The organism is Streptomyces sp. TRM64462, assembly GCF_013362995.1.
GTDB lineage: Bacteria > Actinomycetota > Actinomycetes > Streptomycetales > Streptomycetaceae > Streptomyces.
Genome location: NZ_JABWDV010000365.1, coordinates 1 through 7,212, shown reverse-complemented (window position 1 = coordinate 7,212; position 7,212 = coordinate 1). Strand labels below are relative to the sequence as shown.

At 71.5% G+C, this 7,212-nt stretch carries 8 protein-coding genes and 1 tRNA gene; 6 read left to right on the top strand and 3 right to left on the bottom strand.

Translation table 11 applies throughout. The annotated features are described in order from the left end of the window. Positions 1–147: 147 nt before the first annotated feature. Positions 148–834: a decarboxylase gene (locus HTZ82_RS20180; RefSeq protein WP_175410832.1), complete on the bottom strand. Its 687-nt coding sequence runs from the start codon at positions 832–834 to the stop codon at positions 148–150. Between the two features lie 68 nt (positions 835–902). Here HTZ82_RS20180 and ehuB point away from each other — a divergent pair, with 68 nt between their 5' ends. From ehuB to HTZ82_RS20150, 6 genes are all read left to right on the top strand, one after another. Then, positions 903–1,805: an ectoine/hydroxyectoine ABC transporter substrate-binding protein EhuB gene (gene ehuB / locus HTZ82_RS20175; RefSeq protein ID WP_175410831.1), complete on the top strand. Its 903-nt coding sequence runs from the start codon at positions 903–905 to the stop codon at positions 1,803–1,805. Then, a complete protein-coding gene (gene ehuC, locus HTZ82_RS20170) occupies positions 1,802–2,554 on the top strand; it encodes an ectoine/hydroxyectoine ABC transporter permease subunit EhuC (protein ID WP_175410830.1) in 753 nt (250 codons plus the stop codon). Before ehuB ends, ehuC begins: the two co-directional genes overlap by 4 nt. After that, on the top strand, positions 2,551–3,201 hold the full coding sequence (gene ehuD / locus HTZ82_RS20165; protein ID WP_175410829.1) for an ectoine/hydroxyectoine ABC transporter permease subunit EhuD: 651 nt from the start codon (positions 2,551–2,553) through the stop codon (positions 3,199–3,201). Before ehuC ends, ehuD begins: the two co-directional genes overlap by 4 nt. Continuing rightward, a complete protein-coding gene (locus HTZ82_RS20160) occupies positions 3,191–3,979 on the top strand; it encodes an amino acid ABC transporter ATP-binding protein (protein ID WP_175410828.1) in 789 nt (262 codons plus the stop codon). The genes ehuD and HTZ82_RS20160 overlap by 11 nt, the downstream gene beginning before the upstream one ends. A 187-nt stretch (positions 3,980–4,166) precedes the next feature. Further along, on the top strand, positions 4,167–4,925 hold the full coding sequence (locus HTZ82_RS20155; RefSeq protein ID WP_175410827.1) for an IclR family transcriptional regulator C-terminal domain-containing protein: 759 nt from the start codon (positions 4,167–4,169) through the stop codon (positions 4,923–4,925). A gap of 90 nt (positions 4,926–5,015) precedes the next feature. Continuing rightward, a tRNA-Lys gene (locus HTZ82_RS20150) sits at positions 5,016–5,089 on the top strand. Between the two features lie 45 nt (positions 5,090–5,134). Here HTZ82_RS20150 and HTZ82_RS20145 read toward each other — a convergent pair. Together HTZ82_RS20145 and HTZ82_RS20140 are read right to left on the bottom strand one after the other, a co-directional pair. After that, positions 5,135–5,761 carry a lytic polysaccharide monooxygenase gene (locus tag HTZ82_RS20145; protein ID WP_175410826.1) on the bottom strand — a complete coding sequence of 209 codons (627 nt, stop codon included), beginning with the start codon at positions 5,759–5,761 and terminating at the stop codon, positions 5,135–5,137. Between the two features lie 117 nt (positions 5,762–5,878). After that, the coding region (locus HTZ82_RS20140; protein ID WP_254711994.1) for an SPFH domain-containing protein at positions 5,879–7,212 on the bottom strand (1,334 nt) is incomplete at its 5' end.

The window sequence follows — 7,212 nt, the reverse complement described above, 5'->3', positions numbered from 1 at the left end:
CCTGTGGGGGTACCCCCTGCTCGAAGAGCTTGGGGGAGCTCGTCCTCAAGCGCCGGACGGGCTGAAGTTTCAGCCCTCCGGCGACTGAGAAGCGGGGGTTCGGGGGCGGAGCCCCCGATTCGGGAAGGGGCGGGGTAGGGGAACAGTTCACTCCCCCGGCTCCCACACCCCACGCGGCTCCCGCCTGGCGAACAGCGCGCCCAGTTCGTCCGCCCAGGCCCCGTGCCGCTCCGCGAGCCGCAGCCCCTCCCACACCGTGACCTGCGTCCCGGTCAGCACCGGCTTGCCGACCGCCGCCTCCGCCTCCGCCAGGTCCGCCACCGTCGGCAGCGACGTGTCCGGAACCAGCACCACCTCCGCGCGCGGATCGTCCGCCGCCCGCACCAGCTCCGGCAGCGGCCGCACCTCGAACGCCCGCCGCACCCCGACCACCTCGATGCCCGCCGCCTCCAGGAACCGGGCGAAGCCCTCCGTCACGTCCTCCGGGTACGTCCCGGCCACCGCCGCCCGGCCGGCGCCCACCGCCCGTACCGCGTGCGCGAAGCCGATCGACGTACTGGACGCGGGCAGCCCCGCCGCCAGCGCCAGCGACCTGGCCTGCTCGTGCGCCGCCTCCCAGCCCTGCACGAACGACGCGCCCGCCGACGCCCACACCACCGACTCGGCGCCCGCGAGCCGGAGCTGCTCCGCGCCCTCCGCGAGACGCTCCGGGCTCTCGCCGGGGCCCGCGTACGCGACGGAGTCCACCCGGATGTCGCTGTCCAGCAGGGTCTCGATACGGCGGTAGTCGTCCTCCGTGTGTCCCTCCGGGCGGAGAAGTCCGACGGTGGTCATGGCCCAGCCTCCTGTCCTCCGGGCGCCGATGAGGCATACCCCGCCGAGGTTCGGGTAGCCGCGCGCCCATGGCTCGTACAGCTCGTCGCAGAGACGACAGGGAATCAGGATCCATAAGACGGCGCTCATTGCTGCTCGGCACGGCCGCGCTCGGCGCGTCGGGCCTCGCCCTGGGCGCCACCGGGTGCGCCCGCGTCCCGTCCGGGGACGCCCTGGCGCGGCTCAGGACGCAGCGCACGGTCCGGCTCGGCATCGCCGGTGAGGTCCCCTATGGATACGTCGACGACCAGGGGGCGTTCACGGGCGAGGCTCCGGAACTCGCCAAGGTGGTGTTCAAGCGCCTCGGCATCGACCGCGTCCAGCCGGTCGCCACGGACTTCGGCTCACTCATACCCGGGCTCAACTCCCAGCAGTTCGACGTCGTGTCCGCCGGTATGTACATCAAGAAGGAGCGCTGCGAGCAGGTCCTCTTTTCGGACCCCGAGTACCAGATGCTCGACTCCTTCATCGTGCTCAAGGGCAACCCGAAGGGGCTGCGTTCGTACGACGACGTGGTCCGCAAGAAGGCCCGCTTCGCCACCGGGGCCGGCTACGCGGAGATCGGTTACGCCGTGGCCGCCGGGTACCCCGAGAAGGACATCGTCATTCTCCAGGACCAGGTTGCCGGTCTGAACGCCGTCGAGTCCGGCCGTGTCGACGTCTTCGCCGGGACCGCGCTCACCGCGCGCGAAGTGGTGAAGAAGAGCACGAAGGCGGAGGCCACCGAGGCGTTCGCGGCCGTCGTGGACGGCGAGGAGCAGATCGACGGCGGCGGCTTCGCGTTCCGCCGCACCGACCGTGACCTGCGGGACGCTTTCAACGCCGAGATCCTCAAGATGAAGGAGAGCGGCGAGCTCTTCCGCATCCTGCGGCGGTTCGGCTTCACGGAGTCCGAGATGACCTCCCTCACCGCCGAGGAGCTGTGCCGATGACCGCCGGACTCTGGCAGAACTGGGTCCTCCCGGGCATCTGGATCACCTTCCAGCTCCTGGTGTACAGCGCGGCGCTCGGGGCGTTCGTCGCGTTCGCCGTCGGGATGGCCCGTACGCACCGCTCGCCGGCCGTGCGGTTCGTGGCCGCCGCGTACACGGAGATCTTCCGCGGGATGTCGGCTCTGGTGCTGATGTTCTGGCTGTTCTTCGTGGTGCCGCCGCTGCTGGGCTGGCAGCTGGTGCCCATGTGGGCGGCCGTGCTCGCGCTGGGCCTGTCGTACGGGGCGTACGGCGCCGAGATCGTCCGCGGCGCGCTGAACTCGGTGGCTCCGGCGCAGCGGGAGGCCGCGGTCGCGCTGAGCTTCACGCCGTGGCAGCGGATGCGGCTGGTGCTGCTGCCGCAAGCGGTGCCCGAGATGATCCCGTCCTTCTGCAACCTGCTCGTCGAGCTGCTGAAGGGCACGGCCCTGGTGTCGCTGCTGGGCGTCGGTGACATCTCGTTCGCGGCGTACCTGGTGCGGCTGGCGACGCAGGAGAGCGCGCAGATCTACACGGTCGTGCTGGTCATCTACTTCGTCATGGCGTTCGGCATCACGCGCTCGATGAAGGCCCTGGAACGGAAGACGAAGGCGAATCTCGGGGTGGTCGCGAAGTACTCCTCTTCCCCGGGGGACGACCCCCGGACCCCCGGCAGCAAGAACAAGCCCCCGGCCGCGACCGGCAGCCTTCTGCGAGGTGATCTCAAGTGACGTGGGACTGGTCCGCGGTATGGGACTTCATGCCGCGCTTCGCCGACGGTCTGCTGGTGACCCTGCAGGTCCTCGTGCTGGGGTCGCTGATCTCGTTCTCGCTGGGGCTGGTGTGGGCGCTCGCGTTCCGCGCGCCGAGCCGGTGGGTGCGGTGGCCGGTGAACGCGGTCACCGAGTTCATCCGCAGCACGCCGCTGCTCGTCCAGCTCTTCTTCCTGTTCTTCGTGCTCCCGGAGTGGGGGGTGCAGTTCTCGGCGCTCACCACCGGCACGCTCGCGATCGGGCTGCACTACTCGACGTACACCGCCCAGGTCTACCGGGCCGGCATCGACGCCGTACCGGCCGGGCAGTGGGAGGCGGCGACGGCGCTCAGCCTGCCCGCCCACCGCACCTGGTTCGCGGTGATCCTGCCGCAGGCGGTCCGGCGGATCACGCCGGCGCTCGGCAACTACGTCATCGCGATGCTGAAGGACACGCCGCTGCTGGCCGCGATCAGTGTGCTGGAGATGCTCCAGCAGTCGCGTCTGGAGAGCGCCGCGACCTTCCAGTACACCGAGCCGCTGACGGTCGTCGGTGTCGCCTTCGTCCTCATCGCCTACCCGGCTTCCCTTCTTGTACGAGCCCTGGAGCGCCGCCTTGTCCACTGACCAGACCCCGTCGAAGTCCCCGTCCCCGTCCCCGTCCCCGTCCAATGAGCTGATCCGCTTCGAGAACGTCAGCAAGCGGTTCGGTGAGAACACCGTCCTCGACAACCTGTGCTTCTCCGTCGACGCGGGCAGACACGTCACGCTGATCGGCCCTTCCGGCTCCGGCAAGACGACGATCCTGCGCATGCTGATGACCCTGGAGCGGCCGGACACCGGCACCGTCGATGTCAACGGCGACCGGCTGTTCCCGGCCACCGAGCAGCAGCGGCGCGAGGTGCGCAAGCAGATCGGGATGGTGTTCCAGCAGTTCAACCTGTTCCCGAACATGTCCGTGCTGCGCAACATCACCGAGGCGCCCGTACGGGTGCTCGGGCTCGGCAGGGACGAGGCCGAGGAGCGCGCCCGGGGCCTCCTCGACCTGGTGGGGCTCGCCGACAAGGCGGGCGCGCGGCCGGCCCAGCTCTCCGGCGGCCAGCAGCAGCGGGTCGCGATCGCCCGGGCGCTGGCCATGCGGCCGAAGGTGCTGCTGCTCGACGAGGTGACGTCGGCGCTCGACCCGGAGCTGGTGGCCGGGGTGCTGGACCTGCTGCGGGACATCGCGAGGACCACGGACATCACCATGCTGTGCGTCACGCACGAGATGAACTTCGCCAGGGACATCTCGGACGAGGTGCTGATGTTCGACTCGGGGCGTGTCATCGAGTCCGGGCCGCCGGAGCGGATCTTCTCGGAGCCGGAGCACGAGCGCACCCGGGAGTTCCTCGGCGCGGTGCTCTGAACCGGCCCGAGGGGGTTCGGAGCTCCCGCTCCACGGCCGAGTTATGTCCACTGCATATGCCATGCGAGTGCGCCCCAGCGTACGCGTCTGGGGCGCACGGCATTGTTGTCAACAGGACGCCCGGAAACGGCCTTTGGCGGCTATCGTGGTAGGGAAGCATGCGGTCACAACCTGGTAGGGGGAAACCGTGGCGCTGAAGCCCGAGCCGACCGCGCCGTTCCACTCGGTGCAATACGCCCTGCGCGTCCTCGAAACAGTGTCCCGGTACGGCGGCGGGGTCACCGACGTCCAGATCGCGCGCGAGACCGGGCTGCCGACCGCACATCTCACGCCACTCCTCCGCATGCTGCGCCGCGAGGGCTACGTGGAGCAGGTGGCCGACGGGGCGTACGTCGTCGGGGACTCCCTGGTCCTGCTGGGCTCGGGCGCCACGCGCCGCGAGGCCCTGGAGGCGAAGCTCCAGGAGACGCTGACCGAGCTGCGCGACTCGGTGGGCGCGGCCGTCTACATCAGCCGGTACATCGACGGCGAGGTCAAGATCACCCAGATGGCGGACGGGCCGCACACGCCGAAGGTCAACGAGTGGGTGGACTTCCGCTCGGCGGCGCACGCGAGCGCGGTCGGCAAGTGCCTGCTGACCCAGCTCGACCAGAACGGGCGGCGGGACCATCTGTCACGGCACAAGATCGCCCGGCTGACGTCGCGGACGATCACCAGCGAGCGGGTGCTGTTCTCCAAGCTGGACAGCCAGCCGCCGACGGTCCCGGTGCTGGACCTCCAGGAGTACGCCGTGGGCACGGTCTGCGCCGCGGTGCCGCTGACGGCGGGCTCGTCGGTGGGGTGCCTGGCACTGTCGCTGCCGATCGAGCACGCCCACCGGCTGCGGGCCGCGGCCGACGCGCTGAACCGCAGGGCGGCGCCGGTGGTGCTGTCGCTGGCGCTGTGAGGCGCGGGTGGCCGGGACGGCCGTGCGGGACGGCCGTGCGGGTGGTCGGGAGCACCCTTCGGGACCAGGTAGTATGAACTTCGTCAGCGCGCGCCGCTAGCTCAGTTGGTTAGAGCAGCTGACTCTTAATCAGCGGGTCCGGGGTTCGAGTCCCTGGCGGCGCACAGACGGAGAAGGCCCCACGCGAGAGCGAGGGGCCTTCTTGCTGCTCAGAAGCGGACGTCGGAGCAGGCGTAGAACGCGTTGCCCGTGTCGTGCACGGTCCACACGGCCAGGATCAGATGCCGGCCGCTCTTGCCGCTCGGGACGGTGCCCTGGTGCGTGAACGTGTACGGCGGCTGCCGGCCGTCGTACGGGACGGTCAGGAACGGCTGGAGCTCCAGGGCCGCACGGGTCAGCGGGCGGTTCGGGTCCCATCCGTCGCGGGTGATGTAGTAGCGGAAGTCGGTCGTGCGGTGCGGGGCGGTGAACTGCCACCGGAAGGTGTAGCTCTGGCCCGCGGTGAGCCGCGTGGCGGGCCAGGCGCCGCCGCGCGGGTCGTCGAGCTGGGCGAAGCGGCTGTTTCCGCCCGAGCAGATGGTGCCGTCGGCGGGCCCACGGGCGGGGAAACCCTTCGGGCCCTCGACGGACTGCGGCTCCCACTGGATGGAGCCGCAGTTCGTGACGGTGCCGTTGGCGCAGAGCTTCTGCCTGCTGATGGGGGCGTCGGTGTAGCCGTGGCTGCCGGCGGTCCCGGTGGCCAGGAGCGTGGCCCCGGCGACTCCCAGGGCCACGACGAGGGCCGTGCGTATCGGGCGTTTCCTCGGGCGTTCCTGCTGTCTCTGGTTCTGTCGCATGCTGTCGCTCCGGATGGAGGTGGGGGATCGCGCGCGAACATGGCGGTCGGCCGGTGCGTCACTTGCGGTCTAGACCAACTCCAATCTAGGGACGCGAAGTCGTCATGTCCATACCAATCACGCACCTTCGACCGGACCGGCGTGTCCCGTGTAGAACGCCACGGTCAGGTCTTTGACCAGCGCCTTGCGGTCGTAGTCGTCCAGCTCGACCAGACCACGCGCGGTCAGCCGGTGGACCACGTCGTCCACGGCGTCCACCACCGACGTGAGCACCGCGTCGCGGTGCTCGGCGTCGATCGCCGCGATCCGGCGGCGGCGCATGGCGGCGGCGAGTTCGGGGGCGTACTCGATACGGGTCGGCTGCGCCGAGAACACCTCGACGCCGACGGGCCCGCACTCGGCGGCGAGCGTCCGGGTGAGGGCCTCCCCCACGGCCTCCGCGTTGCGGAGGGTCGGGGTGTCGCCGTGGAACGCGTCGGCGGGGAGCTGGGACAGGACCCGCGCCATGGCCGCCTCGACCTGTTCGCGCAGGTAGCGCTCGTGGTCCGCGAGAGCGAGTGACGCCCGTACGGTGTCCTGAATCCGCCACACCACCAGGACGACCACGCGCAGGGCGGTGCCGTGCGCGTCGACCGCGGGCAGCGGTTCGCTGCGCCAGTGGCGTAGCCGTACGTCGACGCAGCGGCGCAGGAGGAGGGGGCTCACCCACATGAGGCCGGTGCGGCGCACCGTGCCGCGGTACTCGCCGAAGAGGGTGAGCACCCAGGCGTGGCCGACGCGGCCGCGCACCAGCCCGCCGAACGCGAACAGCGCGACCAGTACGCCGAGCGCGAGCAGTACGGCGGGGCCGATGCCCAGGCCCTGGTACGGGCGGAACGGCAGGCCCAGCGCGCCGATCAGCGGCTCGGGGAGGGCGCCCGACCACCATGTGACGACCGCCGACGCGGCGACCGCGACCGCTCCGGCGAGCGCCGCCGCCCACCCGGGCAGCACCGAGCCCTCCCGCTCGACCAGCCGCGGCTCCACCGTCGGCCCGGGCCGCGCGGCGGCCGAGAGCCCGGCGTGCCGCCCGCGCCTGCGGCCGGCCCCCACGGGCTTGAACTCGACCGTCGCGTCGGGATCGAACCGCCCCGCTGCCGGGCGGGCGCCGACGAGGGCGCTCACCACGGACCGCGCGGCGGCGGTACCCGAACCGGCGGACGCGAGCGTGGCGGCGGCGCCTTGGGCGACCTGAGTGGCCTGAGCCGCCTGAGCAGCGTGAGCGGCCTGAGCGGCGTGAGCAGCCTGAGCGGCCTGAGCGGCCTGCTCGAACGGCACGAACCGCTCAGCCGACCCGGCCGACCCCGCCGCCCCGGACGGCGCGCCGGCCCGCATGGCGATGCCCGCCTTGCCCGCCGCGTCCGGCCGGGCGGCGCCCGGGGTACGTCCCTGGGCCACCGGCTCGGACCGGG

What these genes read in the sequence shown, in the direction of transcription:
- HTZ82_RS20180 (WP_175410832.1), bottom strand. Translation starts at nt 834, where the DNA reads ATGACCACCGTCGGACTTCTCCGCCCGGAGGGACACACGGAGGACGAC.
- HTZ82_RS20145 (WP_175410826.1), bottom strand. Translation starts at nt 5,761, where the DNA reads ATGCGACAGAACCAGAGACAGCAGGAACGCCCGAGGAAACGCCCGATA.
- ehuB (WP_175410831.1), top strand. Translation starts at nt 903, where the DNA reads ATGGCTCGTACAGCTCGTCGCAGAGACGACAGGGAATCAGGATCCATA.
- ehuC (WP_175410830.1), top strand. Translation starts at nt 1,802, where the DNA reads ATGACCGCCGGACTCTGGCAGAACTGGGTCCTCCCGGGCATCTGGATC.